Genomic DNA, 25,045 nt, shown 5'->3' with positions numbered 1-25,045 from the left:
CGAATGACATCCACCCCCAGCGCTGCGCGGTGGCACTGGAAAACCCCTAGCGTCATTCCGGGCTTCGGACTGACGCTGGGCTTTACTTTGGCCTACCTGACACTCATCATTCTCATCCCGCTCGCGGGCCTCGCTTGGCGGTCCGCTTCCCTAGGCTGGTCCGATTTCTTCCGCCTCGTCATGGATCCGCGTACGCTCGGGGCACTGAAGGTCTCCTTTTCCACGGCACTGATCGCCGCCGTCATCAACGTGATCTTCGGCGTCGTCACCGCCTGGGTGCTGGTGCGCTACAACTTTCCCGGCCGCCGCATCGTCGATGCGATGGTCGACCTGCCGTTCGCCATTCCGACCGCGGTTGCCGGCATCGCGCTCACTTCGATCTATGCGCCGAACGGGTTGATCGGCAGCCTGCTTGCGCCGCTCGGCATCAAGGTCGCCTACACGCCGCTCGGCATTATCGTGGCGCTGATCGCGATCGGGTTGCCGTTCGTGGTGCGCACCGTCCAGCCGGTCATGCAGGAGATCAGCCAGGAGGTGGAGGAGGCGGCCGCCTCGCTCGGCGCCAACCGGTTCCAGACCATCTTCCGCGTCATTCTTCCCGGTTTGACGCCGGCGATCCTCACCGGCTTCGCGCTGGCGCTGGCCCGCGGCATCGGTGAGTACGGTTCGGTGATCTTCATCGCCGGCAATATTCCCTTCGTCTCGGAGATCGCGCCACTTTTGATCGTCATTCGGCTGGAAGAGTTCGACTATGGGGCGGCAACCGCGATTGCGAGCGTCATGCTGATCATCGCTTTCCTGATGCTCCTGCTCATCAATCTTACCCAGGCGTGGAGCAGGCGGAGGTTCGGCTATGAGCAATGACCACCACTTCAAGAACCCCATCAGCGAGACCGCGCCCGTCCGCTGGCTGCTCATCCTTGCGGTGCTCGCCTTTCTCGCTCTTTTCGTGCTGACGCCGCTGCTGATCGTCTTCACCGAGGCGTTCAGGAAGGGCTGGGGCGAATATCTTGCAGCCCTCGGCGAGCCCGATGCCGTGTCCGCCATCCGGCTGACGCTGCTGGTGGCGGCGATCGCCGTGCCCGCCAACCTGATCTTCGGCCTCGCAGCCTCCTGGGCGATCGCCAAGTTCGACTTCAAGGGCAAGGCCTTCCTGATCACCCTGATCGATCTGCCGTTCTCGGTTTCGCCGGTCATTTCCGGTCTTGTCTACGTGCTGCTGTTCGGTGCGAATTCGGCGCTCGGGCCGTTCCTCAAATCCTACGGCCTGCAGGTCGTGTTTGCTGTGCCGGGTATCGTGCTCGCCACGATCTTCGTCACCTTCCCGTTTGTCGCGCGCGAACTGATCCCGCTGATGCAGGAGCAGGGCACGGCCGACGAGGAGGCGGCGATCTCGCTGGGCGCCAGCGGCTGGCAGGCCTTCTGGTACGTGACGCTACCGAACATCAGGTGGGGCCTGCTCTATGGCGTGCTGCTCTGCAATGCCCGCGCCATGGGCGAATTCGGCGCCGTGTCGGTCGTTTCCGGACACATCCGCGGCCTCACCAACACCATGCCGCTGCATGTCGAGATCCTCTACAATGACTACAACATCGTCGGCGCCTTCGCCGTCGCCTCGCTGCTGGCGCTGCTGGCGCTGTTGACGCTCGCGCTTCGAACTATCCTTGAAACCCAGTACGGCTCCGAGCTTTCGGGCACGCAGAAACACTAAAAGAGCAGATCCGCACATGGAAATTCGCGTAGAAAAGATCCGCAAGGAGTTCGATCTCTACCCGGCGCTGCACGATGTGTCGCTGAAGATCGAATCCGGCGAGCTGATCGCTCTTCTCGGCCCGTCGGGCTCCGGCAAGACGACGCTGTTGCGCCTGATCGCCGGCCTCGAGCAGCCCACCTTGGGGCGCATCTTCTTCGGCAACGAGGACGCCTCCTACAGATCCGTGCAGGAGCGCAATGTCGGCTTCGTGTTCCAGCACTACGCGCTGTTTCGCCACATGACGGTGGCGGAAAACGTCGCCTTCGGCCTGACGGTCCGTCCGCGCCACCAGCGCCCGCCAAGGGCCGAGATCCGCCGCCGCGCGCTCGAGCTGCTCGACATGGTGCAACTCAGCGGCTTGGAAAAGCGCTACCCCAACCAGCTCTCGGGCGGCCAGCGCCAGCGCGTCGCGCTCGCCCGTGCCATGGCGATCGAGCCGAAGGTGCTGCTGCTCGACGAGCCCTTCGGCGCCCTCGACGCCAAGGTGCGAAAGGAACTGCGCCGGTGGCTGCGTGAATTCCACGATCGCACCGGCCACACGACCGTGTTCGTCACGCATGACCAGGAGGAGGCGCTGGAACTTGCCGACCGGGTCGTCGTCATGAGCCAGGGCAAGATCGAGCAGGTCGGTTCCTCTGACGACGTCTACGACCGGCCGAATTCGCCCTTCGTCTTCTCCTTCATCGGCGAGAGTGCGAACCTGCCGGTGACGGTGATCGACGGCACCGTGCATTTCCATGGGGCTTCGACCGGGCTTGCCGCCCAGCGCGACGGCGAGGGACGCCTGTTCTTCCGCCCGCAGGATGTTTCGCTGGTGGAGGAGGGACCTTGCTTCACCGGGCCGGTCACGTCGAGCCGCCGTCTTGCCGGCACCCGCATCGCCGAGGTCGAACTCGGATCCGCCGAGGACCCCTGCCACGTGGAGATCGAGATCCCGCTCGAAGCGGCAGCCACCAACGGCTCGATCCTGTCGTTTCGCCCGACGCGCTGGAAGCTGTTCTACTGAGCCGGCAAGGGGGCGCCTCCGCGCTTTCGGATGGTGCCGATACCGCTTGAGCGGGTCGGCCGGCTCCCCCGTCCCGAGCGGCGAAGGCATTCGTCTGTTCAGGACCGATGATCCCGACTCGCTTTTGAGCCGGGCCACTCTACCTTTCGCCAAATACAGGGACCGAAAGGAGTGCGCCATGCGTCGTTTCCCCGGCATAGCTGCCACCATTGCCATCACGGCCCTTTCCGCCACCGTGGCTCTCGCGCATCACGGCTGGAGTTGGGCCGAAGAAGAGCAGACCGAACTCACCGGCATCGTTCGCGCCGTCGTGATCGCTCCGCCGCATCCCACCCTCGACGTCGAGACGGCAAGCGATGGGCTGTGGAAGGTCGAACTGGGTAATCCGCGCCAGAACCAGCGTTCAGGCTTCGTCGAAGGCTCCGCCAAGCCTGGGGACCAGGTGGTCGTTCTCGGCAACCGCTCGCTCGATCGCGATGAGAAGCGGATGAAGGCGGTGCGCATCACGGTCGAGGGCAAGGTCTTCGACATCTATCCGGACCGGATTACGGTGAACTGAATGGAGGCGATGCAGTGGCTTTCGACGTCGCCTCTCGCCGCGGCGCTGAAGAGCTCCGGCACGCTATACCTGTTCGTCAACGCCGCCCATATCCTGGCGATCGGGCTGGTCGTCGGCGCGATCGTGCCGTTGGACCTCCGATTGCTCGGTCTGTTCCGTCGCTTTCCGCTGTCAACGCTTGCGCCTTACCTGTCACGCAGCGCGGCCGTCGGGATCGGCTTCGCAGTGCTGACGGGGATTTGCCTGTTCTCGGTCCGTCCCGCGGAATACGCGGCCAATCCCGCCTTCCTCACCAAGCTGTCGCTGCTCTTCTGCGGTGTCGTCAACGCGCTGGTCATTCATTCGAGCCGTCGCTGGAAAATTGCGCTAAGCGGTGAGCCGGTGCCGTCGCTCCTGCGCTTCCAGGCCTTGCTGTCGCTGCTGATCTGGCCGGCGGCCCTGCTCGCCGGCAGGTGGATCGGCTTCGTGGCGACCGGCTGATCTTACCGGTCGTCCCTTACCCCGGTCGGGATGCGGGACTGGAGGGGCAACCCGCAAAATGCAAATGGTTCCGCCCGCGGCCGCTCGGGGCAGGGACCAGAGAGGCGTTCAGCGGTCGCTCGTCTCCCAGCGCGGATTGATCCACGGTTCCTGGTTGGAGCGGGGCAGGGGCTGCTTGCCGAGGATATGATCGGCCGCCTTCTCGCCGGTCATGATCGAGGGACCGTTGAGGTTGCCGTAGGTAACGTGCGGGAAGATCGAGGAGTCCGCCACCCGCAGGCCGTCGACGCCGATGACGCGGGTCTCCGGGTCGACGACGGCCATCGGGTCGTTCCTGTCGCCCATCCTGCAGGTGCCGCAGGGGTGATAGGCGCTCTCCAGGTGGTCGCGCAGGAAGGCATCGATCTCCTCGTCGGTCTGCACCTTGTCGCCCGGCTGGATTTCCGGCCCGCGATAGTGGTCGAAGGCCTTCTGGCCAAAAATCTCGCGGGTCAGCCGCACGCAATGGCGGAACTTCTCCCAGTCCTCCGGATGGCTCATGTAGTTGAAGCGGATGACCGGATCGGCCATCGCATCGGCGGAGCGCAGCGTCACGCTGCCGCGCGATTTCGACAGGTTGTAGCCGACATGCACCTGGAAGCCATGCGTGTTTGCCGCCGCCTTGCCGTCGTAGGAGATCGCCACGGGCAGGAAATGATACTGGATGTCCGGCTGCTTGACGCCCGGGGCGGAGCGCAGGAAGGCGCAGGCCTCGAACTGGTTGGAAATGCCGAGCCCCTGCTTGAAGAGGAGCCACTGCGCGCCTGCCACCCCCTGCCAGAACCACGGCAGCCAGGAATAGAGCGACACCGGCTTCGTCGAGATCTGCTGGAAATAGAACTCCATGTGGTCCTGCAGGTTGGCGCCGACGCCCGGCCGGTCGGCCTTCACTTCGATGCCCATGTCCCGCAGGTGCTGCGCCGGGCCGATGCCGGAGAGCATCAGCAGTTTCGGCGAGTTGAACGTGGAAGCCGAGACGATCACCTCGCGGTTGGCCCGCACCACCTCGATCTTGCCGTTGCGCTCGATCTCGACGCCGACGGCGCGGCCATCCTCGATCACGATCTTGCGGGCAAAGCAGCGCACCAGCTCGACGTTCGGCCGCTTCATCGCCGGCCGCAGATAGGCGTTCGCCGCCGACCAGCGCCGGCCCTGCCAGACGGTCTGCTCCATCAGCCCGAAGCCTTCCTGCTTGGAGCCGTTATAGTCCCCGGTCAGTTCGAAACCGGCCTGCTTGCCGGCCTCGATGAAGGCGTGGAACAGCGGGTTCTTCACCGGCCCGCGCTTGACGTGCAGCGGCCCACTCGTGCCGCGCCAGCCGTCCTCGCCGCCATGGCTGTGCTCCATCCGCTTGAAATAGGGCAGCACGTCCGCATAGGCCCAGCCGCGCGCGCCCAGTTCCTCCCAGCGATTGAAGTCCTCCGCGTGGCCGCGCACATAGACGAGCCCATTGATCGACGACGACCCGCCGATCACTTTTCCGCGCGGGGCGGTGATGCGCCGGTTGTTGAGGTTCGGCTCGGGCTCGGAGAGATAGCCCCAGTTGTAGCGCTTCATGCTCATCGGCCAGGCAAGTGCCGCCGGCATCTGGATGAACGGCCCGATGTCGGAGCCGCCATATTCCAGCACCATCACGGTGTTCTTGCCGTCCTCGGAGAGGCGGTAGGCGAGGGCGGAGCCTGCCGAACCGGATCCGACGATGATGTAATCTGCCTGCTGCATTGCCCCTGTCTTTCCTTGTTTGTCTTGCCTGTTGGTCTGCCCCTCATCCGGCTGCCGCCACCTTCTCCCCGCAAGCGGGGAGAAGGGATATGCCGCGCCGTCACGACCTTTTCGGCGCTCCGTGTGTCAGGTCCCCTCTCCCCGCTTGCGGGGAGGTTAGAGTGAGCGGCAAGCCCTCAATACGGCGCCTCGACCGGGCCCATCGACACGTACACCGTCTTCAGTTCCGAATAGTGCTGCAGCGCCGCCAGCGAGTTCTCCCGCCCGAAGCCGGACTGCTTGGAGCCGCCGAAGGGCACCTCGACCGGGGCGAGATTGTAGGTGTTGATCCAGAGTGTGCCGGCCTCCAGCTGGTCGACCACACGATGCGCCCGAGTGATGTCGCGGGTGAAGACGCCGCCGGAAAGGCCGAGTTCGGTGGCGTTGCCGCGCGCGATCACCTCGTCCTCGTGCTCGAAGTCGAGCACGCACATGACAGGTCCGAAGATTTCCTCGCGGGCGATCGTCATCCCGTCGGTGACGTCGGCAAAGACGGTCGGCTGGATGTAGTAGCCCTCGCCGGGAACATGGTTCGGGATGCCGCCGCCGGTGAGGAGCGTGGCACCCTCCGCCTTGCCCTTGCCGATATAGTCGAGCACCTTGTCGCGCTGTGCCTTCGACACCATCGGCCCGAGCTGCGTCGCCTCGTCCAGCGGCTCGCCGATGACGATCTTTTCGGTCCGCTCCTTCAGCCGCGACAGGAATTTCTGTTTGATGCCCTTCTGCACGAAAACGCGGGTGCCGTTCGAGCAGACCTGGCCGGTCGAGTAGAAATTGCCGAGCATCGCCCCGCCGATGGCGCTTTCGAGATCGGCGTCGTCGAAGACGATCAGCGGCGACTTGCCGCCGAGTTCCATGGTGACGTGCTTCAGCGCAGAGGCTGCCGCACCGGCCACCTTTCTGCCCGTCGGCACCGAGCCGGTCAGCGACACCTTGGCAACGTCGGGATGGTTGACGAGCAGCGGCCCGGTCGTCCTGTCTCCCTGGATGACGTTGTAGAGCCCCTTCGGCAGGCCGGCCTCGATCAGGATCTCGGCGATCTTCAACGCGCCGAGCGGCGTGTTCTCCGACGGCTTGAACACCATGGCATTGCCGCAGATCAGTGCCGGCGCGCCTTTCCAGCAGGCGATCTGCTGGGGATAGTTCCAGGCGCCGATGCCGACGCAGACGCCGAGAGGCACACGCTTGGTGAAGGCGAAGTCCTGGCCGAGCGGGATATAGTCTCCGTTCAGCCCGGCCGCGGCGATGCCGCCGAAGAACTCGAAACTGTCGGCGCCCGAGGTCGGGTCGGCGACGATCGTCTCCTGGATCGGCTTGCCGGTGTCGAGCGTCTCCAGCTCGGAAAGCTCGCGGTTGCGTTCGCGCATGATCTCGGCGGCACGCTTGAGGATGCGGCCTCGCGCAGTCGGGCTCATCGCCGCCCATTCCGGCTGCGCGCGCTTGGCGGCTGCGATCGCCTTCTCGACGATCGCGGGCGTCGCGGCGTGAAGACGCGCGATCACCTCGCCGGTGGCGGGATAGAGGCTCTCGAACGGCGTGCCGGCAGTATCCTCGACATATTCGCCGTCGATGAAGTGCGAGGCTTTGGGTTGGGCTCTCATCTTATTCTCCTCGCGGGTAGCGTTTGGATTCCTCGAGGTTGTCGAGGTTCATGTGGTTGCGCATGTAGCGCTCGGAAGCCTTCTGCAGCGGCTGGTGGTCCCAGGGGTAGTAGGCGCCGTTGCGCAGTGCCTCGTAGACGACCCAGCGGCGCGCCTGGCTCTCGCGCACGGCGGCGTCGAAGGCGGCCATGTCCCAGCACGCCTCGCGCATCTGCCGGAAGGCCTCCAGCGTCGCCTTGACGACCGGGTCGGAGGAGGTCGCCAGATTGGTGCGTTCGAGCGGGTCGGCCTCGAGGTCGTAGAGCTGTTCGGGATCGAGCTCGCAGTGAATGTATTTCCACTTTCCCTCACGGATGCCGACGAGCGGCGCATAGGAGGCTTCCGCGGCGTATTCCATCAGGACCGGCGCGGTGCGCTCTTCCCCGTTGATGACCGGCACGAGGCTCTCGCCGTCTGTCCAGGGCATGACCTCGTCCATGGAAATGCCGGCGAGGTCGCACAAGGTCGGCGTCACGTCGAGGTTGGAGACCGGCGCGGTGTGCAGGCCGGCCGTCACGCCGGGGCCGGCGATCATCAGCGGCACGCGCGCCGAACCCTCGAAGAAGTTCATCTTGAACCACAGACCGCGCTCGCCGAGCATGTCGCCGTGGTCGGAGCAGAACAGGATCAGGGTGTCGTCCAGCATCCGGGTCCGCGTCAACGTATCGACCAATTCGCCGACCTTCTCGTCGAGATAGGAGATGTTGGCGAAATAGGCCTGGCGCGAGCGGCGGACGTTCTCGCGGGTGATGTTGAAGCTGGCATAATCGCAGGAGTGCAGGATGCGCGCGGAATGCGGATCCTGCTCCTCCAGCATGCCGACCTCCGGCTCAAGGTGCTCGCAGTCCTCGTAGAGATCCCAGAACTTCCTGCGCGCCACATAGGGATCGTGCGGGTGGGTGAAGGAGACGGTGAGGCACCAGGGGCGCCGGCCGGTGTCGTCGTTGTCGCGCGAAAGCTGGTAGATCTTCTGGTTGGCGAGGAAGGCGACTTCGTCGTCATATTCCATCTGGTTGGTGATCTCGGCAACGCCGGCACCCGTCACCGAACCCATGTTGTGATACCACCAGTCGATGCGCTCGCCGGGCTTGCGGTAATCCGGCGTCCAGCCGAAGTCGGCCGGGTAGATGTCCGTCGTCAGCCGCTCCTCGAAACCGTGCAACTGGTCCGGGCCGACGAAATGCATTTTCCCGGACAGCGCCGTGTAAAAGCCGGCGCGGCGCAGGTGATGGGCGAAGGTCGGGATCGAGGATACGTATTCGGCTGCGTTGTCGTAGACGCGCGTGCGGCTCGGCAGCTGCCCGGCCATGAACGAGGCGCGGGCCGGCGCGCAGAGCGGCGAGGAGGTGTAGTTGTTGCGGAACCGCGCCGAACGCTTGGCCAGCGCCTTCATGTGCGGCGCGTGCAGCCAGTCCGCCGGGCCGTCCGGAAAGAGCTTTCCGTTCAGCTGGTCGACCATGATGATCAGGATGTTTGGCTTACTGGCGGTCACGGTATGCGGTTCCTTGGGTGAAAATGAATGTCGCTGCGTGCAACCTACCTCCCCCTTGATGGGGGAGGTCGCCGCGAAGCGGCGGGTGGGGGTGATCCTGCGACAGAAACGGTTGCATCAGGAGTGACCTGCTCACCCCGCCCCGGAGCTTCGCTCCCATCCTTTTCGCACACAGTCAGTGCTGTGCCCGTCCCTTTCCCCGCCTGCGGCGAGAAGGTGCCGGCAGGTGGAGGGGCGGTAAGAGAAGCAGAATCGACCGAGCGAAGCTGCGCATTCAGATAGTCCTCCGTCAGCGCGATCGAGGAATCGATGCTGATCGGCACGGACCTCAGACTTTGCCGGATGTAGAGACCGTCGATCATCGCGGCGGCGCCGTCGGCGATGCGGAGTGCGTCGTCGACCGGGCAAAGCTGCCTGAGATTGGCGACGAGGTTCGAGCGCAGGCGGCGCGCATAAAGCACGAGCAGCCGTCGCGTTTCCTCCGAGCGCTGGGAGTCGGCGTAAAAGGCGAGCCATGCGGCGATCGTTTCCGGAGCGAACTGGTCGGCCTGGAAGCTGACGCGGATGATTGCCGAAAGTCTCTCACGCGGCGTCTGAACGGATTGAATCGCTTTGACCACGTCAGTGCGTAACTGTTGGAGAAGACTCCGGATTGTGGCGATCAGAAGCTGCTCCTTGGAGCCGAAATAGTGATGCGCCAGCGCCGGCGAAACGCCCGCGTGCCGCGCGATCTCCGACATGGTGACGGCCAGCGAGCCGTGATCGCCGACAGCCTTGAGCGTCGCGTCCACAAGCGCCTTGCGGCGCACCGGCTCCATTCCAACCTTCGGCATGCACTCCTCCTCTGGGGATCAATCTATTTTTAATTGACTGACCAATCAACAAAAATATGGCGGCGCATGGGCGAGTGCCCGGCGATCATGACAACTGAAGATTTCGTGGTACCATCGGTATTTCTCGTTCCACTGACTGGGGGTTAGTCATGGCTGTTAGTTCGGGAATACCTCGTCTCTCCGAAGTTCGCGGCAAATGGGGCTGGTTCGTCGCTCTCGGCGTTGCCCTGCTTGCCTTTGGCCTGCTAGCCGCCGGCAATCTGCTGTGGGCGACGGTGGTCACGGTGTACTATGTCGGCATGCTGATGATCATCGGCGGCTGCGTTTATCTGGCTCATGCCTTCCAGGTGAAGGCGTGGAAGGACACGATCTACTGGGTGCTGAGCGCGCTGCTTTATCTTGCCGCCGGCGTTCTGGCCTTCACCAACCCGATCCTGACCTCGAAGGTGCTGACGCTGTTCATGGCCTGCGCCCTGCTCGTCTCCGGTCTCTTCCGCATCTGGGTGGCGTTTCACTCGCGCGACGAGGGTGCCGGCTGGGGTTGGCTGCTGGCGGGCGGCATCGTCACCGCGCTGGCCGGTATCGTTTTTCTCATCGGCTGGCCGGTAAACAGCCTGTGGCTGCTCGGCCTGTTCCTCGCCTTCGATCTGGCGATGCAGGGGTGGGCGCTCATCTTTTTCGGTCTGGCGTTGCGCAAGGCTTAGCCCTTCGCGCGGCGACGTGTCCGTTTGACAGCGCCGCGCCATTCGCGTTACGAAGTGCGCGTGGGATGGGGATGGAGCTCCCCGATAACCGCCGGATCGGCTGATAGCTCCTGCCAAGGCGGACCGGAAGGTCGCCCGGCAGGCGCGTGCAATGGCAGCCGCACCCGGGTGGTTTCCGTTACCGCCACACATCGTGGAAGGGTAGCGTTATGAATTATCTCATTGTTTTTCTCGGCGCGGGGATCGGCGGCGCCGGTCGGCACGGCATCAACGTCCTTGCCGCCCGAATTTCCAGCAACGGCTTTCCGCTCGGAACGCTGACCGTCAATGTCACAGGCTGTTTGACGATGGGGCTGCTGGCCGGCTTTTTTGCTTTTCGCGGGCACCTGCCGCAGGAGGTGCGCCTGCTGCTCACGACCGGCGTTCTCGGCGGCTTTACGACCTTCTCCGCGTTCGCGCTCGATACCGCGCTTCTGTGGGAGCGGGGGAACCTGGGGCTTGCGCTCGCCTATGTGCTTGCAAGCGTCATCCTGTCACTGTCCGCCATCGGGGCCGGCCTGTTCCTGGCGCGTGTCGCCTGGGTCAGCCTGCCGTGAAGCCGATCCTCGCATCCTGGCAGTTCTGGGCGGTCGGCTCGGCGGTCTTCGCCGCCCTGACCGCCGTCTTCGCCAAGATCGGCATCGAGGGCGTCAATTCCGATTTCGCCACCTTCGTCCGCACCATCGTCATCCTCGCCGCACTTGCGTTCATCCTTGCGATCAACGGAAGCTGGCAGGAGCCGGCGTCAGTGTCGGGCAGGAGCTGGCTGTTCCTCGTCCTGTCGGGGCTTGCGACCGGGGCGTCCTGGGTATGCTACTTCCACGCCCTGAAGCTTGGCGACGCCTCGCAGGTGGCGCCGGTCGACAAGCTGAGCGTGGTGCTGGTTGTCGCCTTCGCGGCTCTGTTCCTCGGGGAACGGCTGTCGCCGATGCACTGGCTGGCGGTCCTGATGATCGCGGTGGGCGCCGTCATGCTGACGCTGCGCATTTAATGACAGTTTTATGCAAGTCCTTGCCATCATTGAAGTTTCATTAAACTGTCATCTTGGCGAAACCGATTGTTGAGATTTCGCGGGAAAAGAGTCCGGTACGTTCAAGACCCCGGAGTCCCCGATGTCCGCTGCCGAAATGCTTGCCCGTCACCGCTTTAGTGATGACCAGATCGTCACGCTTTCCAAGCTTGCCATCGAAACGGCGTTCCAGCCGATCGTCGAAGCGGCGTCAGGTGCGGTGTTCGGCTACGAAACGCTGATGCGCGGCCACGAAAAACTCGGTTTCCGCTCGCCGCTCGACCTTCTGGACCGCGCACACGAAGCCGGCGAGCTTCTGGCGCTGGAGCACATGATCAACAGCCGTGCGCTCGCAGCCTTTGCCGCGTTGCCGGACTTTGCCAGCCGGACGCTGTTCATCAATCTCGATACCCGCCTCGTCGTCGAGGCGGCCGACGTGGTCGAGCGCCTGTCGAGCCACCTCCAGCGCGCCGGCATTCCCGCCTCCTCGATTTGCTTCGAGATTTCGGAACGCTTCGACAATGGCGATGTGCCGGAGTTCGGCGCCTTCCTCGGCCGGCTGCGGCAGGAGGGGTTCAAGCTGGCGATCGACGACTTTGGGACCGGCCACAGCGGCATGAAGGCCCTGTGCGACCATGCGGTCGACTACCTCAAGATCGACCGGCACTTCGTTTCCGGAATCGACAGGGATGCGCGAAAGCGCCACCTTGTGAAGAGCACGGTCAACGCGGCCCATGTGCTCGGCATCCGGGTGATCGCCGAAGGCGTGGAGACGCAGGCCGAATTCATCGCCTGCCGCGATGCCGGCTGCGATCTGGCGCAGGGGTGGCACATTTGCCGCCCGCAGACGGACATGACCGTCCTCCGGCCGGTCTATGCGTTGGCGGTGGGCGCAGGCACGGCCCGTCGCAACGAGCGCTCGATCGACAGCATCCTGATCCGCCGGCAGATCGAACAGCTGCCGGCCGTGCGGGAGAATGCCAGCCTGGAGTCGGTGTTCGAACTGTTCCGCAAGGACCCCAAGCGGACCTTCTTTCCCGTTCTCAACGCCAATGACGAGCCGCGCGGGATCCTCTATGAGTATCACGTCAAGGAACTGAGCTATCATCCGTTCGGTCGCGACCTCTTGAAGAACAAGCTCTACCAGCGGAGCCTGGCGCACTTCACCACGATGGCGCCGGTGGCCGACCTCGAGACGCCGGCCGAGCAACTGCTTGCCAAATTCGCCGACATGGGCGGCAGCGAATGCGTGATCCTCACCGAGAACATGCGCTATGCCGGCATCCTCAGCGCCTCTTCGCTGCTGCGGATCATCAGCGAGAAGCAACTCAAGACCGCCGAAGACCAGAATCCCCTGACCGGCCTGCCGGGCAACCGTTCCATCCACGAGTACCTGCAGGAGCAGGGGCTCGACACCGATCAGGTCCGGTACGTCTGTTACTTCGATTTCGACAACTTCAAGCCGTTCAACGATCACTACGGCTTCCAGATGGGCGACCGCGCGATCCTGCTTTTCACCTCGTTGATGCGCCGCCATTTCATCGGTGATGATATCTTCATCGGTCATCTGGGTGGCGACGATTTCTTCGCGGGCGTTTCGGGACGTGATGCTGCGGACGTCGAAGCCCTGCTGGAGCGCCTTCTGCAGGATTTCGGTCGCGAAGCCCGCCACCTCTACTCTGCCGAGGATCTTCTGGCGGGCGGCATCCGCGGCCGGGATCGTGACGGCGCCCCGCGTGACTATCCCCTGATGCGCTGCTCGGCCGTCATCCTTGCTGTGCCGAAGGGGGAATTGGTTTCCGACCCGCAGCAGATCAGCGCCCGGATCGCGGCGCTGAAGGGAGCCGCGAAAGGGAGCGAGCGGGGCATCGTGTTCTGCAGCGAACGCGTCCGGCACGCCTAAAGCATGTTTCCCGGGGCCAAGACATCCGAAAGAAGAAGGACCTAAAGCACGGCAAGCGAATCTGAAAGATCGCGACGCGCTTTAGGCCAAGGGAAGGGCGGACCCGCCGGATCCGCCCTCTTTCAGCCTGACAGCTTGCGCACACACACAGCCGCAAGCCCGGCCTATCCTGAGCGATCCGTTGTAGTGTCGGGGCAGATCGCTCAAGACTCTGCAGTTACTGCAGAATCTTCACGGCGTGGGCTTCATGCTTTTTCCCGACCATGTCCCACGATACGGAGACTTTCTCCCCGGCCTTCAGACCGGGATCCTTGAAGCCCTTCGGCAGTATGTAGGTGGTGCCGTCGGAGAGCGTCAGGCTCATGTCATGGGCGCTAAAAGATTTCACTGTTCCGGTCGCGGTCTGGGCTGCAAGAGCTGCGGCAGGCGTGGCCAGGAGGGCAACGATCGCAAGGTTGGAAAGAAGAACACGCATGAGACTTGTCCTGTTTAGGCCCTGCAAGGGGCTCTTTCCGAAGCCGTCCGAATGCGTCGTGTCGCGACCGAGGGGCCGCCGGCGCTTCCCGGCTTCCGTGTGAAAATTAGGACTGTCTAATGATGACTTCAAATTAAAGATAGGTAATTTGGTAAGTCGATGAAATTACGAAAATTCAATGGTTTGTGACGAATTGTGGCGACTGCAAGATGACCGAAATTTAATGTTCGCAGGCCTCGCAGACCTGACGTTCGCAGGCACTTTCCGCTATCTTCGCGATAGCACGAAGGCGCTCTTGCGCCGACAGCACGGAGAAAACGCCATGCCCCTGCCCGAAACCATGACCTTTGTCGACGTCAGCGAGCCTGGCGGTGTCGAAAACCTGATGATGGCGCAGGGACCGCTTCCCGACATGCGACCCGGTGAAATCCTTGTCCGCGTCGGCGCCGCCGGCATCAACCGCCCCGATATCATGCAGCGCAAGGGGGACTATCCGCCGCCGCCGGGCGCAAGCCCCATCCTCGGCCTGGAGATTGCCGGCGAAGTGGTTGCCTGTGGCCCCGGCGTGACCGAGTTTTCGGTGGGAGACAAGGTCTGCGCGCTCGCGAACGGCGGCGGCTATGCCCAGTACTGCGCGGTGCCGGCCAGTCAGGCGTTGCGGTTTCCGAAGGGCTACGACGGCGTCAAGGCCGCGGCGTTGCCGGAAACCTTCTTCACCGTCTGGGCCAATCTCTTCATGATGGCCGGGTTGAAATCCGGCGAGACGGTGCTGATCCACGGCGGCACCAGCGGGATCGGAACGACCGCAATCCAGCTTGCGATCGCCGTCGGCGCCAAGGTCTACGCCACGGCCGGGTCGGTGGAAAAATGCGAGGCCTGCGTCGGCCTTGGCGCCCATCGGGCGATCAACTACCGGACGGAGGACTTTGCCGCCGTCATCGCCGAGGAGACCGGCAAACGCGGCGTCGACGTGATCCTCGACATGATCGGGGCCGCCTATTTCGACCGGAACCTGAAGTCCCTCGGGCTGGACGGGCGGCTCTCGATCATCGCCTTCCTGGGGGGCGCCGTCGCCGAGAAGGTCAGTCTTGGGCCGATCCTGACAAAACGCTTGAGGGTCATGGGCTCGGCAATGCGGCCGCGCACGGTGGCGGAAAAGAAGGCGATCCGCGACGAGCTCCTGGAAAAGGTCTGGCCGCACCTGGATTCCGGCCGCGTGGCGCCGGTTATCCAGTCGGTCCTGCCCTTCACCGAGGTTGCAGCCGCCCACCGCACGCTGGAGCAGGGCGACCACATCGGCAAGGTGGTGATCACCTTCGACTGAGGTGGAGTTTCAGCGCTGCCGCAGCAGCGACACTGCCAGGACGAAGGCGGCGAGGCCGGGAAGCGCGAACAGGCCATAGAGCCAGCTCGCCGCCGAAATGTTGCCGGCGACGCCGCCCGGATCGAGAAGCCCGGTGCTGTTTGCCACCACCCCCGCAAGCGCGGCGCCGAAAGCGCTGCCGAGCGACTGCATGGTGGTGATCGCCGCGGACGCCTTGTCCTTCTCGTCCTCGGGAGCGCGCTTGAGCACCAGCGTCACCAGATGCGCCCAGCCCATGCCGACGCCGAAGCCCATGCCGAAGATCGCGATCGTTGCCGGCGCGAGCGTTGCAACGCTCGAGTCCGGATTGGCGCGCGCCAAAAGGACAAGAAGAGCGCCGGTCGAAACCGCCTCGACCAGCGTGCCGGCCGCGATGGAGACGACGGCCCGCCTTCCCGAAAGGCCCGCCGTCAGGAAGGCCGCTGCGGTCCAGCCGAGCGCCAGCACCGCCACAAGATAGCCGGACATCAGCGGCGTCACGCCGTGCAAGCCCTGCAGGAAATAGGGGATGTAGATGTCGGAGGCGAGCGCCACGAGCATCAGCAGCATGATCAGGTAGATGCGGGCAAGCATTGACGAGAGCCGCACGGCGCCGGCCGGCAGGAGGCGCGCTCGCGCGCGCCGCTCGATCGCCACCATCGCGAAGATCGCGACGGTCGCGAGACCGACAAGGGCGGCGCGCAGTGGCACGGCCTCGACCGATCCGGCGAAGGAAACGAACAGGACAGAGGCGAGCAGCAGCGCGATCTGCGCGTAAGGGGCCGGGGCGACCTGGTGTCGGTCCTCTCCCCGCGGCAGCCGGCGAGGGGCCAGAAGCGCCATTGCCAGCGCGATCGGGACGAGTATGGCAAAGGCCTCGCGCCAGGCGCTGCCATTGGCAAAGATGCCGCCGATGCTCGGACCGAGGAACGTCGCAACACCCCAGATCGCCGCGTAGAGTGTCGATGCCTTGCGCCAGAGCGCTTCGGGATAGACGAAACGAATGAAGGAATAGCCGAGTGTGACCAGCAGCCCGGCACCAAGGCCCTGGACGGCGCGGCCGACGAGCACGATTTCGATGACCGGCGCCACCGCGCAGATGAAACTGCCGGCACCAAACAGCGCCGCACCACCCACATAGCAGCGGTTGAGCGAGACGCCGGCCGGCCGCACGGCGACGAAGATCGAACCGACGACTGAGGCGGCCACATAGAGCGTCGTCGCCCAGGCGAACAGCGACAGCCCGCCGATGTCGCGCACGATCGAGGGCATCAGCGTGGCGGTGATGTAGGTCTCGATCGCGTGCATCGAGATGCCGCCGCCGAGCATGAGCGTCGGAAAGAGATTCGCGCCGGAGAAAAGGTCCGAAAGGCGCGACGGCGCGGAGATTGGCGGTGCTTCTGTCATTGGTTACGCAAGGAAAGAGGGATTCGGCCGAAACCTACATGTTTTGCGTTTCGCGGGAAGAGCCAAATGTCACGACAGTTCGAGGAGTCCACAAAACCGGAACGGGTCTGGAAACCTCTTGCCTCGGGATGCCATGGCGCATGATTTCGGCTAAGAGAGCAACCGTATCGCAATTCCTTGAGGGCAAGCAGCATGGAAAATCCGGTCCTGGTCGAGGTTACGCGCGGAAATCGCGTCGAAAGCCGCCATCGCGGCATGGTGGTGGCGGTCGATGGGGATGGCAAGGTGGTCTTTTCCCTCGGCGACATCGACGCGGCGGTTTTCCCGCGCTCGGCTTGCAAGGCGATGCAGGCGCTTCCCCTGGTCGAAAGCGGCGCGGCCGACGCTTACGGCTTCGGCGCGAAGGAACTGGCGCTTGCCTGCGCCTCCCACAACGGCGAGCCGGAGCATGTGGCGCTTGCCGCCCGGATGCTCGCTGCGGCGGGCAGGGACGTCTCGGCATTGGAATGCGGCGCCCATTGGTCTTCCGACCAGCGCGTGCTGATCGACCAGGCCCGCACGATCGAGCGGCCGACCGCGCTGCACAACAATTGCTCCGGGAAGCATGCCGGTTTCATTTGTGCCGCCTGCCACTCCGGCACCGACCCCAAGGGCTATGTCGGCTACGACCACCCGATCCAGGCGGAAATCCGCGGCACCATGGAAAGCCTGACGGGGGCGGCGCTGGCGCACGACAACTGTGGCACCGACGGCTGCTCGATACCGACCTATGCGGTGCCCTTGAAGGCGCTCGCGCACGGTTTTGCCAAGATGGCGACGGGAACCGGCCTTGCGCCAGGCCGCGCCCGCGCCTCCAAACGGTTGATCGATGCCTGCATGGCCGAGCCCTTCTTCGTTGCCGGCAGCCGCCGCTCCTGCACGCAGTTGATGCAGATCGCGCCGGGCCGCATCTTCGCCAAGATCGGCGCCGAGGGCGTGTTCTGTGCCGCATTGCCGGAAAAGGGGATAGCGATCGCGTTGAAATGCGAGGAAGGCGCGTCGCGCGCGGCCGATGCGATGGTGGCGGCAACGCTTGCGCGCTTCTTCGACGACACCCCCGAGATCAAGGCCTCGCTCATGGCCCATGCCAATCACGCCATGCACAACTGGAACGGCATCCATGTCGGCGATATCAGGGTGACCGGGGCACTCGCGGTCTGACGGGGCTGAGGTCCGTCATGCGGCGCGCGCACTTTCGGAGGCGGGCACTGGGGCGGACCTGAACGCCTCATAGGCTGGCATTCCGGTCCGGAACCGCCATCAGCTGGTCCGATTGGCCGTTTTCGCAGACGCTGCGTCAGGCGACCGTTCGGCGACCAGTTCCCATGTCTCGACTGCCTCGGCACGCCCCTTCGCATGCACCGGACCGATCGGGCGGAAAACAAACAGGTCCTGAGCCACGCGATGGACGGCGCCGCTGGCAAGGATAGTGGTGCCAAACTCCTTGTTCAGCCCCTCAAGCCGCGATGCGACGTTGATTGTGTCGCCCATGGCAGTGTACTGCTGACGCGAGATTGCCCCGAAGCTGCCGACGACCGCCTGTCCGCTGTGAAGACCGAACCGCGTTATGAGTTCGGGGCGGTCGCTGTCGCGGTTTGTCTCGTTCATACCGTCGATGGCAGCCTTCATGGCGAGCGCACAGCGACAGCCCTTCTCGACGTGATCGGCTTCGGGAACGGGAGCATTCCACATGACAAAGACGGAATCGCCGAGATACTGGACGACCGTGCCTCCATGGCGTTCGATAATCTGGTTCAACATCTCGAAATAGGCAGACAGGATATCGACGACCTCCTCGGGCGGATGCTGCTCGGAGATCGTGGTGAAGTCGCGTATGTCGGTGAAAAGGGCCGTCACGTCCTGGCGCGCCGCCCTTGTGGACGTGTCGGCGGGGTTGATGATCCGCCGGACAACCTCGCGCGGGACATAAAGGGCAAACTGGCCGATGGCGCGCCGAGAGGCGGCCAGCGCGCCTGCCAACGTGTTGATCTCGCTGATGAGCGAGTGTGACGCGCCTTTTGCCGCGAAATCGAGATCACCGATCCTGCGCGCTTCATCAGAGAGCCGGTACAGCGAGCGGCTGATCAGGCGCGAGAGCAGGATGGAGGCTACGATCCCCGCAATTACGAAGGCCGCGGCCATTGCGAGATTGCGCAGGAGCTGCCGATTTGCCTGGCGCACGAGGTCTTCGAGCGGCACGACGACGGCGACGGAACTGCCCTTGAACAGATTGGAGAAGGACACCGGGGCGATCTGGACCAGATAGCTCTCCCCGTCCAGGTCGAACCGGGCCATCTGCCCGCTTGCGACGCTCGGGTCGTGACGAAGCCGGATCACTGCTTCGACCGTTCTGTCCAGCGCTACCGTTGCGCCGTCGCCCGTTCCGCGTCCCGACCAGGTGCCGAGTATCCTGCTCATCATGGCCGGGTCGGAATGCGCCACGAGCTTGTCCTGTTCGTTGAGGATGTAGCTGCGCGCGCGCGGCGAGATCTCCCGCGCATCGAGCAGGTGGCTGACGGTCTCGAGGTGGATGTTGACCCCGACCACGACCTGCCCGTTGTCTTTCATGGGAGCCGCGATCGTAAGCGTCGGGACCTTCAGCGTTCCGCTGACGAAGGGACCGACGGATGCGGGCGTTCCGTACCGGGCAACCGCGCGGTACCATGGACGCTCTCTTGCATCGAAGGTCGTTTTCGCGAACGGCCGCGCCCCGATCAGGCGGTCGTTGCCGTCGACAAACCGCATGGTTTCGACACGGACGGCCTTGTCCTGTGTCGTGACAATCCGGACCGCGAACGCGGTGTCGTCGGGCGCTGAAAGGGCTGTTCGGACATGTGGGTTTGCCGTGTTGATCGCCTGGATGTAGGAGCCGTCCGGGTAACCGGCCAGGATGCTCGTCGCATTAGGGACGTTGCGAAGCACCTCGAGGAAGAAGGCCTGCTTTTCCTCAAGCTCCAAAGGCGGTCGGGAGACCAGTTGCGGCAGGGTGGCGGCGACGGCAACGACTTCATATCCCCCCTCGAGGGCGTATTTGTACCCATCGACAAGGCGCAGGCTCATCTGCCGCATCAGCTTCTCGCCCGCAAGGATTGCGGCTCCGCGCCCCTGGCTGAACGCCATCCAGATCAGCGGTATCGAAATGCAAAGCAGCAGGGTCGCGACCAGCACGCTGAGATGCAATCTAAGGGGTTTTGACCAATTCACCTGATCTCCGATGGTGCCAGTGCGCCTGCGAATTGTCCGGACCGTCAAACCCGCTGGCGTTCCAGCACGCCATCGCGGTTTGTGTGCCGCAAAACTCTAACAGCGAAGGGAGTGATCGGAGGACGTATCATCTGGTAGGCTACGGCCTGAGGTGCACACAACCGTTCGCGGGGGGGGGGGCGAGCCGGCCTTTTGGCTCGTCTGCAGGCGTGCGAAAATTGTTGGAAAATAGTCCACCTGCCGCGTCGGAACCAGCGCACCCGATACGTCCTTGAGCCATTCGATGGTCACGCTATGGGCGTGACCCGAGTAAACCCGAAAAAAGGAGCCGCCGTATGCGCATGATCTTCGTCAACCTGCCCGTCAAGGACCTGCCGGCCACGCGCCGCTTCTTCGCGGCCCTTGGTTTTACGTTCAATGAACAGTTCAGCGACGAGCAAGCGGCCTGCATGGTCGTTGACGACAACATCTTCGTCATGCTGCTGGTCGAAAGCCGGTTTAAGGACTTCGTCACCGGCGCCGTCGGCGATCCGGAGATGGACACCCAGGTCCTGACCTGCCTGTCCGCAGCGAGCCGCGACGAGGTCGACTCGTTCAAGGCGAAGGCACTCGCTGCCGGCGCCCGCGAATGGAAGCCGAACATCGAGTTCGGCCCGATGTATGGTTGCAGCTTCCAGGATATCAACGGCCATGTCTGGGAAATGATGCACATGGCGCAGGGCTGAGGCCGGTCGGAGGGGGTCGCGTCGGTGACGTTCGGGTTGCGGCCCGACACTTTTCGCGTTCGCTGACGGCCGGCCACTGGCGGCAGGAGGCGGGCGCTGGCAGAGTGGTTCCGGGATTCACTGAAACGGACCGGAGGACACCATGCTGACCCTGCACTACGCGCCGCGCACCTGCTCGCTCGCCTCACTCATCGCGCTCGAGGAAAGCGGGCTGGGTTTCGAGGTGAAGAAGTTGGACCTTGCCGGCGGTGCGCAGCGCTCGCCCGACTATCTGGCGATCAATCCCAAGGGGAGGGTGCCCGCGCTCGTCGGCGATCGCGGCATCCTCACCGAGACCCCGGCAATCCTCGCCTATATCGCCCAGGTGACACCCGGCGGCAGGCTGGCGCCGCTCGAAGATGCCTTCGCCTTCGCCCGCATGCAGGCGTTCAATTCCTATCTCTGCTCCACCGTTCACGTCGCGCATGCTCACAAGCTCAGGGGCGTGCGCTGGACCGACGACGCGGCGGCGATCGAGACGATGAAGGCGAAAGTGCCGGAGAACATGGCCGAGTGTTTTCGGCTGATCGAGGAAGGAATGTTCACCGGCCCGTGGGTGATGGGCAACGCCTATTCGGTCGCCGATCCCTATCTCTTCACCATCGGCGGCTGGCTAAAAGGCGACGGGGTCGATCCCGCCCGCTTTCCCAAAGTGGCAGAGCACCGCGCCCGGATGCTGGAGCGCCCGGCTGTCCAGCGCGCCGTTGCACGGGAAGAGGCCTGAAGGCAGCCTACGCACGTCGCACCACCGCGGGCAGCGCCTATTCTCGTGGAATGCTGGCAGCCTCAGGGCGATGTGCGCGGCGAAGCTTGGCGGGCGCACGTCTCTGCCAGGCCTCGGCGATGCGCCGGCGCAGCGCCTCATCGTCGATTGCGCCGGCGTGCACGAGGATCGCCGGCCAACCATGATAGTGCGGCGTCTCGAAATAGATGTCGGGCGCCATTTCGATGAAGTGTTCCTTCTCGTCCAGCGGCATTGAAAGGACGACCACGTCGTCGCTTCGGGCGCAGGCGATCATTTTCCCCGCCACCTTGAGCGCCATGGCGCCGTAGGACGTGCCTGTTTCCACGCCGGGAAGGTCGCTCGCCAGGCGCTCCAGCCGCGCTGTCAGCGCTTCCTTCACGGGTTCTGCCATGCGCCACTCCTCTTTGCGGTGGCTCATCATAGCTTGGTCTTGTTGGCGAAGGGAGACGAATGGCGCTTACTGCGTCATCTCCGTTCAGATGTCACCGGCAGAGTACGCCGGCCTCGCATGCCACCTTCCCGGAGGGAATGCCGCGAAACGGCAGGTCGGCGCGCTGGCGCTCGCCCATCGCTTCGATCTGTGGATGCGCGAGCGGGTCGCGGATCCAGTCGGCCGCAACGGTGTCGTCACCGGACGGCGGCACGGCGATCCGCCTGAGCCTGCTTAAGAAAAACTTGAACATTGTTCCCTCCTGCAGGTTCCCGGCGTCATCATTGTCGTGATCGATCAAGGCTTGGGAGGATTGATCCGGCGAAATCATCGTCGTTTTCGGCGGCGTTTTCAATTGAGGAGATCAGGGCGATAGTATAGAAAATCTATATGAAAAACTTGAACAGTATCCACCTGAACGGGCTGCGCGCGATCGAGGTGGTCGGGCGTCTGGGTTCCCTGCAGGCGGCGGCAGACGAACTCGGCGTCACCGTCGGCGCGGTCAGCCAGCAGGTGATCAAGGCCGAGCGCCAGCTTGGGCGGATAGTCTTCGACCGCACCACGCGCGGCATGGTCCCGACCGCGTTTGGCGAGCCGCTGCTGAAGAGGCTGAATGCCGGCTTTCGCGAACTGTCCGAGGCGGTCGGCAGCGCCAGGCACCGCGACGACGCGATCCTCGTCATCTCCGTGGCGCCGATTTTCGCCCAGCGCTGGCTGATCCACCGCATCCATCATTTCAGCGCGGCGCATCCCGAGATCAGCCTGCGCATCGAATCGACGACGGCGCTGGTGGACCTGTCCGGCTCCGATGTGGACCTTGCCATCCGTATCGGGCCGGGAAACTGGCCGGGGGTGAAGGCTGAGTTCGTCCTGCCGCAGGAGATGTTTCCGGTTTGCACGCCGGCATTGGCCGAACGGCTCCGCTCGCCCGCCGACCTCGTCGACATGCCGGCGGTGATCGACGCCAACGACCCGTTCACCTGGGACGTCTGGCTGAAGGCGGCCGGGCTGGATCAGCCGGCGCCGAAAACGCGTCACGTGTTCAGCGACGCCTCGCTCTGCCTCGATGCGGCGCTGGCGGGGCAGGGGGTGTTGCTCGCCTGGCCGATCCTCGCGTCCTGGGCGTTGAAGGAGGGCAGGCTGGTCGCGCCGTTCGATATCCGCGTCAGGACGGGGATGGGCTACTACTTCGTCACGGCCCCGGATATCCGGGAGCCGCGCAAGGTCACCCTGTTCAAGGCCTGGATGAAGCAGGCGATTGCCGAAAGCGTCGGCGAGAATGCGGACTGGGCGTCTATTCCGGTTCCTTGAGGCGCGCCTCGAACATGGTCTTGAAGGCCGGGCGCGCCTGGCAGGCCGCAAGCCAGGCCTTCACGTTGGGGGCTGCATCGAAGAGCTCCGTCTGGCTCATCGTGTAGCGGAACACCTCGGCAAGGTTGAGGTCCGCGACCGTGAAGCGATCGCCGACGACATGCCCGGTCGCGGCGAGCCGCTGGTCGAGCAGCGCGAACGCCTTCTTCAGGGCCTTGGTGGCGGCGCGGACCGTGAGCCGGCCCTCATCGCTTTCGGCGGCGTTCTTGTCGAGCGTGAGGATGATCTTGATGGCGTTCGGTTCCACTTCGGTTGCCGCCCACATCGTCCACTGCAGCATTTCCGCCTCTTCGGTGACGGTCTGGCCGGAGAGCGGGCCACCGTGCTTGCGGGCGAGATAGAGGTTGATCGCCAGGGATTCGTTCATGACGAAGCCGCCGTCGTCGATGCAAGGGATTAGGCCGGCCGGATTGACCGCCAGGAACTCGGGCGAGAGCGTGTTGAGCGGCGCTTCGGCGGCGGCCGGATCATCGAGCCGGTAGCCCTGGATCACCGGGACCGAGACGAACGGGACGCCGAGCTCGCCGGCCATCCAGTAGTTGCGCGAGGCGCGCGAGCGATAAACGCCATAGATCGTGAGCATGTGCGATTCTCCGTGGTTCGTAGGCACAGATTAGGAGTTCGCATCGCCAGGTGATAGGTTGCGGGCGTGATCGTTCGATGAAAAGTGATGATGGTTCGCGGCGGGCCTTCAGCCACAATGCCGCATTGACCGGCACGCGGAAACAGCGATATGGCGGAAGCATCCGTAATCGTACGGATGACGAGGAAGCGATGAACCTGAGGGGCAACAAGGCGGCTGTGCTTGTGCGCATGCTCTGCATGCTCGCCCTGGTGTTTTTGTCCTTCGCCCACAAGCCGGTCGTGGCGGCGCCGCTGTCGCCGGCCGAGCTGGCGGCCATCACGCTGCCGGACGGCACCGTTGCCGACCTGTGCATCAATGGCGGCGTCGAGCATGGCAAGCCCAAGCAGGGCCTGGGTCCGGCGTGTGAAGCCTGCCGCATCAGTGCCGCCGCTCTTCTGCCCGTCCCGACCGATATCGGCGGCCGGCTCATTGCTTTCCGTATCGTCGCCGACCGCCCGCTGATTGAAGCGGTCGTCACCGGCCAGCGCTACGAGCTGGGCGCGCCGCCCACGGCTCCGCCCCACCTGTCGATCTGATCTTACGCCATCCGCACGCGCAGCCCGCGTGTGGTCCGCAGTTCACTTCGACGGAATTCTGCATGACGAAGTCATCCGACGCGCCGGCACTCGCCGCTGCGGGGATTCCCGCCTTCTCCCGGCAGCTTCGTGCGCCGGCCGGCCCCCTCGGGCTCGGCGGAGGCGCGATCCATGTCGACCGGGTGCCCGTGAAAAGCGTGTCTGAAATTGCGTTTGCACAAGCTTTGTCGAACGAAAAGGTGCTCGAATATCCGCGAGCATGAGGGCTGCGAACAACGCCTCTTCAACAAGTTTGGTGCCGTGGCGAGACGCCAGCACCTTCGAATTTCTGCCCAACGAAAGGGAATGACATGAAACTTCTCCCAAAGATCCTGGCAGCCGCGATGCTGTTTGCCGTCCCCGCCTTCGGTGCGCTTGCGCATGACTACAAGGCGGGCAACCTCGAAATCCATCATCCGGCGTCGCGGGCGACGCTGGCCGGGCAGCCGGTCGGTGGCGGATTCATGACGATCACCAATAATGGCCAGGAGGCCGACCGGCTTGTCTCCATCACCTCGCCGGTTTCCGACGACGTGCAGATCCATGAAATGGCGGTGGAAAACGACGTGATGAAGATGCGCCAGTTGAAGGACGGCATCGAAATTCCGGCCGGCGCCAAGGTCGAGCTGAAGCCCGGCGGGCTGCATGTGATGTTCATGGCGATCAAGCAGCCCTTCAAGGAGGGCGAGAAGGTTGCCGCCACGCTGAACTTCGAGAAGGCCGGTTCGGTCGAGGTCCAATTCATGGTCGGCCCGTCCAAGGCCAAGCAAGAGCAGCAGCACAGCCAGACTGAAGGCGAACCCCACAAGATGTGAGGCGAAACAGAGATGGGGAAGGCACGCAGAGAGCC

The 25,045-nt window shown here is 64.1% G+C and carries 26 protein-coding genes, 1 pseudogene and 1 riboswitch; of the genes and pseudogenes, 17 read left to right on the top strand and 10 right to left on the bottom strand.

Going from position 1 to position 25,045, the window contains the following annotated elements:
* The first annotated feature begins 3 nt into the window (after positions 1-3).
* The 5 genes from cysT (at position 4) to J2Y48_RS06695 (ending at position 3,798) form a co-directional block, all read left to right on the top strand.
* Positions 4-864, top strand: a complete 861-nt coding sequence (cysT, locus tag J2Y48_RS06715; RefSeq protein WP_310414681.1) for a sulfate ABC transporter permease subunit CysT — start codon at positions 4-6, stop codon at positions 862-864.
* Positions 854-1,711, top strand: a complete 858-nt coding sequence (gene cysW, locus J2Y48_RS06710) for a sulfate ABC transporter permease subunit CysW (RefSeq protein ID WP_310414678.1) — start codon at positions 854-856, stop codon at positions 1,709-1,711. The genes cysT and cysW overlap by 11 nt, the downstream gene beginning before the upstream one ends.
* A 16-nt stretch (positions 1,712-1,727) precedes the next feature.
* Complete coding sequence (locus J2Y48_RS06705; protein WP_310414675.1) at positions 1,728-2,759, top strand: sulfate/molybdate ABC transporter ATP-binding protein; 1,032 nt, start codon at positions 1,728-1,730, stop codon at positions 2,757-2,759.
* A 178-nt stretch (positions 2,760-2,937) separates the two neighbouring features.
* Entirely contained in the window at positions 2,938-3,318 is a 381-nt protein-coding gene (locus J2Y48_RS06700; RefSeq protein WP_310414672.1) for a DUF6152 family protein, read from the top strand.
* Positions 3,319-3,798 (top strand): DUF6644 family protein, encoded by a 480-nt coding sequence (locus tag J2Y48_RS06695; protein WP_310414669.1) that lies wholly within the window; start codon positions 3,319-3,321, stop codon positions 3,796-3,798.
* 108 nt (positions 3,799-3,906) lie between these two features.
* Here J2Y48_RS06695 and betA read toward each other — a convergent pair whose 3' ends face one another.
* From betA to betI, 4 genes and pseudogenes are all read right to left on the bottom strand, one after another.
* Positions 3,907-5,559 (bottom strand): choline dehydrogenase, encoded by a 1,653-nt coding sequence (betA, locus tag J2Y48_RS06690; RefSeq protein ID WP_310414666.1) that lies wholly within the window; start codon positions 5,557-5,559, stop codon positions 3,907-3,909.
* A 176-nt stretch (positions 5,560-5,735) separates the two neighbouring features.
* Entirely contained in the window at positions 5,736-7,199 is a 1,464-nt protein-coding gene (betB, locus tag J2Y48_RS06685; protein WP_310414664.1) for a betaine-aldehyde dehydrogenase, read from the bottom strand.
* Between the two features lies 1 nt (position 7,200).
* Positions 7,201-8,730, bottom strand: coding sequence for a choline-sulfatase (gene betC, locus J2Y48_RS06680; RefSeq protein ID WP_310414661.1), 1,530 nt, complete (start codon positions 8,728-8,730; stop codon positions 7,201-7,203).
* Positions 8,731-8,960: 230 nt separating this feature from the next.
* Positions 8,961-9,563: pseudogene (gene betI, locus J2Y48_RS06675) on the bottom strand (transcriptional regulator BetI); the annotation flags it as partial.
* Positions 9,564-9,712: 149 nt separating this feature from the next.
* Between betI and J2Y48_RS06670 the strand changes: the two are divergent.
* The 4 genes from J2Y48_RS06670 to J2Y48_RS06655 all read left to right on the top strand — a co-directional run bounded on the left by J2Y48_RS06670 (position 9,713) and on the right by J2Y48_RS06655 (position 13,218).
* Positions 9,713-10,267 carry an HdeD family acid-resistance protein gene (locus J2Y48_RS06670; protein WP_310414658.1) on the top strand — a complete coding sequence of 185 codons (555 nt, stop codon included), beginning with the start codon at positions 9,713-9,715 and terminating at the stop codon, positions 10,265-10,267.
* 58 nt (positions 10,268-10,325) lie between these two features.
* Positions 10,326-10,387: riboswitch (Fluoride riboswitch) on the top strand.
* 89 nt (positions 10,388-10,476) lie between these two features.
* Entirely contained in the window at positions 10,477-10,863 is a 387-nt protein-coding gene (gene crcB / locus J2Y48_RS06665) for a fluoride efflux transporter CrcB (protein WP_310414655.1), read from the top strand.
* On the top strand, positions 10,860-11,297 hold the full coding sequence (locus J2Y48_RS06660; RefSeq protein WP_310414651.1) for an EamA family transporter: 438 nt from the start codon (positions 10,860-10,862) through the stop codon (positions 11,295-11,297). Before crcB ends, J2Y48_RS06660 begins: the two co-directional genes overlap by 4 nt.
* Positions 11,298-11,418: 121 nt before the next feature.
* Positions 11,419-13,218 carry a bifunctional diguanylate cyclase/phosphodiesterase gene (locus J2Y48_RS06655; RefSeq protein ID WP_310414646.1) on the top strand — a complete coding sequence of 600 codons (1,800 nt, stop codon included), beginning with the start codon at positions 11,419-11,421 and terminating at the stop codon, positions 13,216-13,218.
* A 217-nt stretch (positions 13,219-13,435) separates the two neighbouring features.
* Here the strand turns inward: J2Y48_RS06655 and J2Y48_RS06650 are convergent, their stop codons facing one another.
* Positions 13,436-13,693: a DUF1344 domain-containing protein gene (locus tag J2Y48_RS06650; protein WP_310414643.1), complete on the bottom strand. Its 258-nt coding sequence runs from the start codon at positions 13,691-13,693 to the stop codon at positions 13,436-13,438.
* Positions 13,694-14,015: 322 nt separating this feature from the next.
* Between J2Y48_RS06650 and J2Y48_RS06645 the strand changes: the two genes are divergently transcribed.
* Complete coding sequence (locus J2Y48_RS06645; protein WP_310414640.1) at positions 14,016-15,017, top strand: NAD(P)H-quinone oxidoreductase; 1,002 nt, start codon at positions 14,016-14,018, stop codon at positions 15,015-15,017.
* Between the two features lie 9 nt (positions 15,018-15,026).
* Here the strand turns inward: J2Y48_RS06645 and J2Y48_RS06640 are convergent, their stop codons facing one another.
* A complete protein-coding gene (locus J2Y48_RS06640; RefSeq protein ID WP_310414637.1) occupies positions 15,027-16,442 on the bottom strand; it encodes an MFS transporter in 1,416 nt (471 codons plus the stop codon).
* 192 nt (positions 16,443-16,634) lie between these two features.
* Between J2Y48_RS06640 and J2Y48_RS06635 the strand changes: the two genes are divergently transcribed.
* Entirely contained in the window at positions 16,635-17,642 is a 1,008-nt protein-coding gene (locus tag J2Y48_RS06635; protein ID WP_310414634.1) for an asparaginase, read from the top strand.
* A 99-nt stretch (positions 17,643-17,741) separates the two neighbouring features.
* Here the strand turns inward: J2Y48_RS06635 and J2Y48_RS06630 are convergent, their stop codons facing one another.
* Positions 17,742-19,685, bottom strand: a complete 1,944-nt coding sequence (locus J2Y48_RS06630) for an adenylate/guanylate cyclase domain-containing protein (RefSeq protein ID WP_310414631.1) — start codon at positions 19,683-19,685, stop codon at positions 17,742-17,744.
* 335 nt (positions 19,686-20,020) lie between these two features.
* On the opposite strand from J2Y48_RS06630, the gene J2Y48_RS06625 reads away from it, so the two are divergent.
* Positions 20,021-20,410: a VOC family protein gene (locus J2Y48_RS06625; RefSeq protein ID WP_310414628.1), complete on the top strand. Its 390-nt coding sequence runs from the start codon at positions 20,021-20,023 to the stop codon at positions 20,408-20,410.
* 142 nt (positions 20,411-20,552) lie between these two features.
* Positions 20,553-21,173 carry a glutathione S-transferase family protein gene (locus J2Y48_RS06620; protein WP_310414624.1) on the top strand — a complete coding sequence of 207 codons (621 nt, stop codon included), beginning with the start codon at positions 20,553-20,555 and terminating at the stop codon, positions 21,171-21,173.
* A 37-nt stretch (positions 21,174-21,210) separates the two neighbouring features.
* On the opposite strand, the gene J2Y48_RS06615 is transcribed toward J2Y48_RS06620, so the two are convergent.
* Both J2Y48_RS06615 and J2Y48_RS06610 read right to left on the bottom strand, forming a co-directional pair.
* Positions 21,211-21,585, bottom strand: a complete 375-nt coding sequence (locus J2Y48_RS06615) for an MmcQ/YjbR family DNA-binding protein (RefSeq protein WP_310414619.1) — start codon at positions 21,583-21,585, stop codon at positions 21,211-21,213.
* A 91-nt stretch (positions 21,586-21,676) separates the two neighbouring features.
* Positions 21,677-21,877, bottom strand: coding sequence for a hypothetical protein (locus tag J2Y48_RS06610; protein ID WP_310414617.1), 201 nt, complete (start codon positions 21,875-21,877; stop codon positions 21,677-21,679).
* Between the two features lie 137 nt (positions 21,878-22,014).
* Here J2Y48_RS06610 and J2Y48_RS06605 point away from each other — a divergent pair, with 137 nt between their 5' ends.
* Positions 22,015-22,935 carry a LysR substrate-binding domain-containing protein gene (locus J2Y48_RS06605; RefSeq protein WP_310414613.1) on the top strand — a complete coding sequence of 307 codons (921 nt, stop codon included), beginning with the start codon at positions 22,015-22,017 and terminating at the stop codon, positions 22,933-22,935.
* Here the strand turns inward: J2Y48_RS06605 and J2Y48_RS06600 are convergent.
* Complete coding sequence (locus tag J2Y48_RS06600; RefSeq protein ID WP_310414611.1) at positions 22,919-23,578, bottom strand: glutathione S-transferase family protein; 660 nt, start codon at positions 23,576-23,578, stop codon at positions 22,919-22,921. The genes J2Y48_RS06605 and J2Y48_RS06600 overlap by 17 nt on opposite strands.
* A 191-nt stretch (positions 23,579-23,769) precedes the next feature.
* On the opposite strand from J2Y48_RS06600, the gene J2Y48_RS06595 reads away from it, so the two are divergent.
* The 3 genes from J2Y48_RS06595 (at position 23,770) to J2Y48_RS06585 (ending at position 25,010) form a co-directional block, all read left to right on the top strand.
* Positions 23,770-24,156, top strand: coding sequence for a hypothetical protein (locus tag J2Y48_RS06595; protein ID WP_310414608.1), 387 nt, complete (start codon positions 23,770-23,772; stop codon positions 24,154-24,156).
* Positions 24,157-24,218: 62 nt separating this feature from the next.
* Entirely contained in the window at positions 24,219-24,419 is a 201-nt protein-coding gene (locus J2Y48_RS06590) for a hypothetical protein (RefSeq protein ID WP_310414606.1), read from the top strand.
* 87 nt (positions 24,420-24,506) lie between these two features.
* Positions 24,507-25,010, top strand: coding sequence for a copper chaperone PCu(A)C (locus J2Y48_RS06585; protein WP_310414603.1), 504 nt, complete (start codon positions 24,507-24,509; stop codon positions 25,008-25,010).
* Positions 25,011-25,045: the final 35 nt, after the last annotated feature.

Origin of the sequence: Mycoplana sp. BE70, assembly GCF_031455855.1 — a bacterium.
Lineage (GTDB): Bacteria > Pseudomonadota > Alphaproteobacteria > Rhizobiales > Rhizobiaceae > Mycoplana.
This window is presented reverse-complemented; position numbering and strand designations above follow the sequence as displayed.

Excerpts from the sequence above, each read along its gene's own strand:
- J2Y48_RS06640 (WP_310414637.1), bottom strand. The coding sequence starts at position 16,442 with ATGACAGAAGCACCGCCAATCTCCGCGCCGTCGCGCCTTTCGGACCTT.
- J2Y48_RS06595 (WP_310414608.1), top strand. The coding sequence starts at position 23,770 with ATGAACCTGAGGGGCAACAAGGCGGCTGTGCTTGTGCGCATGCTCTGC.
- J2Y48_RS06645 (WP_310414640.1), top strand. The coding sequence starts at position 14,016 with ATGCCCCTGCCCGAAACCATGACCTTTGTCGACGTCAGCGAGCCTGGC.
- J2Y48_RS06615 (WP_310414619.1), bottom strand. The coding sequence starts at position 21,585 with ATGGCAGAACCCGTGAAGGAAGCGCTGACAGCGCGGCTGGAGCGCCTG.
- cysW (WP_310414678.1), top strand. The coding sequence starts at position 854 with ATGAGCAATGACCACCACTTCAAGAACCCCATCAGCGAGACCGCGCCC.
- J2Y48_RS06695 (WP_310414669.1), top strand. The coding sequence starts at position 3,319 with ATGGAGGCGATGCAGTGGCTTTCGACGTCGCCTCTCGCCGCGGCGCTG.
- J2Y48_RS06650 (WP_310414643.1), bottom strand. The coding sequence starts at position 13,693 with ATGCGTGTTCTTCTTTCCAACCTTGCGATCGTTGCCCTCCTGGCCACG.
- J2Y48_RS06635 (WP_310414634.1), top strand. The coding sequence starts at position 16,635 with ATGGAAAATCCGGTCCTGGTCGAGGTTACGCGCGGAAATCGCGTCGAA.
- J2Y48_RS06605 (WP_310414613.1), top strand. The coding sequence starts at position 22,015 with ATGAAAAACTTGAACAGTATCCACCTGAACGGGCTGCGCGCGATCGAG.
- J2Y48_RS06585 (WP_310414603.1), top strand. The coding sequence starts at position 24,507 with ATGAAACTTCTCCCAAAGATCCTGGCAGCCGCGATGCTGTTTGCCGTC.
- J2Y48_RS06600 (WP_310414611.1), bottom strand. The coding sequence starts at position 23,578 with ATGCTCACGATCTATGGCGTTTATCGCTCGCGCGCCTCGCGCAACTAC.
- crcB (WP_310414655.1), top strand. The coding sequence starts at position 10,477 with ATGAATTATCTCATTGTTTTTCTCGGCGCGGGGATCGGCGGCGCCGGT.
- J2Y48_RS06625 (WP_310414628.1), top strand. The coding sequence starts at position 20,021 with ATGCGCATGATCTTCGTCAACCTGCCCGTCAAGGACCTGCCGGCCACG.
- J2Y48_RS06590 (WP_310414606.1), top strand. The coding sequence starts at position 24,219 with ATGACGAAGTCATCCGACGCGCCGGCACTCGCCGCTGCGGGGATTCCC.
- J2Y48_RS06610 (WP_310414617.1), bottom strand. The coding sequence starts at position 21,877 with ATGTTCAAGTTTTTCTTAAGCAGGCTCAGGCGGATCGCCGTGCCGCCG.
- J2Y48_RS06705 (WP_310414675.1), top strand. The coding sequence starts at position 1,728 with ATGGAAATTCGCGTAGAAAAGATCCGCAAGGAGTTCGATCTCTACCCG.
- betB (WP_310414664.1), bottom strand. The coding sequence starts at position 7,199 with ATGAGAGCCCAACCCAAAGCCTCGCACTTCATCGACGGCGAATATGTC.
- betA (WP_310414666.1), bottom strand. The coding sequence starts at position 5,559 with ATGCAGCAGGCAGATTACATCATCGTCGGATCCGGTTCGGCAGGCTCC.
- J2Y48_RS06700 (WP_310414672.1), top strand. The coding sequence starts at position 2,938 with ATGCGTCGTTTCCCCGGCATAGCTGCCACCATTGCCATCACGGCCCTT.
- J2Y48_RS06670 (WP_310414658.1), top strand. The coding sequence starts at position 9,713 with ATGGCTGTTAGTTCGGGAATACCTCGTCTCTCCGAAGTTCGCGGCAAA.
- cysT (WP_310414681.1), top strand. The coding sequence starts at position 4 with ATGACATCCACCCCCAGCGCTGCGCGGTGGCACTGGAAAACCCCTAGC.
- J2Y48_RS06620 (WP_310414624.1), top strand. The coding sequence starts at position 20,553 with ATGCTGACCCTGCACTACGCGCCGCGCACCTGCTCGCTCGCCTCACTC.
- J2Y48_RS06655 (WP_310414646.1), top strand. The coding sequence starts at position 11,419 with ATGTCCGCTGCCGAAATGCTTGCCCGTCACCGCTTTAGTGATGACCAG.